Below are 551 nucleotides of genomic sequence, written 5' to 3'. Positions count from 1 at the left end.
ATTCAGAAGGTTCACCAGCCGAAGCTTTAGACTATCAAGAAACTTATATCAAAGCGTTTTTCAATTTTATTGGGGTGACTGATATCACTTTTGTGCGCGCCGAAGGAATCGCTTTCGGACCAGAAGCACGTCAAGCTGCCTTAGATAATGCAGCAGCGCAAATTGCCCAGTTAGCGGGTTAAAAATATAAATAGCCGAACAGTAAAGGAACTGTTCGGCCTTATTGAGATTATGATTTTGAAAAATCAATTCAATCAGTAAATAACTAAAAGAAAGTGACTGCGAGCCCAACCAGTGCCGAAGCAAAAATGACATACAGCACGTTAATGTTAAATCGGAATAAAGCAATAAATGCAGCTACAGTAATGAGGGCCGCGACAATATCAAAATGGCCTGAAAAACCCTGTGGCCATAACACGTGATAACTAAAAAATAGTGCTAAATTTAAAATGACACCGACCACAGCCGCGGTAATTGCAGTGAGGGGGGCAGTAAATTTAATTTCGTTATGTGTAGATTCAATAATCGGTGCACCCGCAAAAATAAAGACA

2 protein-coding genes are annotated in these 551 nt (G+C 40.1%); one reads left to right on the top strand and one right to left on the bottom strand.

What is annotated here, in order from left to right; genetic code table 11:
- Positions 1-182, top strand: a 182-nt coding sequence (locus C1642_RS19370; protein ID WP_228153876.1) for an NAD(P)H-dependent oxidoreductase, incomplete at its 5' end; no start/stop codon positions are given.
- A gap of 83 nt (positions 183-265) precedes the next feature.
- Here C1642_RS19370 and C1642_RS13060 read toward each other — a convergent pair.
- Positions 266-551: chromate transporter (locus tag C1642_RS13060; RefSeq protein WP_146035331.1), on the bottom strand; the 286-nt coding region annotated here is incomplete at its 5' end.

This window comes from Acinetobacter sp. AKBS16, assembly GCF_002899995.1.
Taxonomy (GTDB): Bacteria; Pseudomonadota; Gammaproteobacteria; order Pseudomonadales; family Moraxellaceae; genus Acinetobacter; species Acinetobacter baumannii.
The sequence above is the reverse complement of the archived record's forward strand: the minus strand, read 5'-3'. Positions and strand labels throughout refer to the sequence as shown.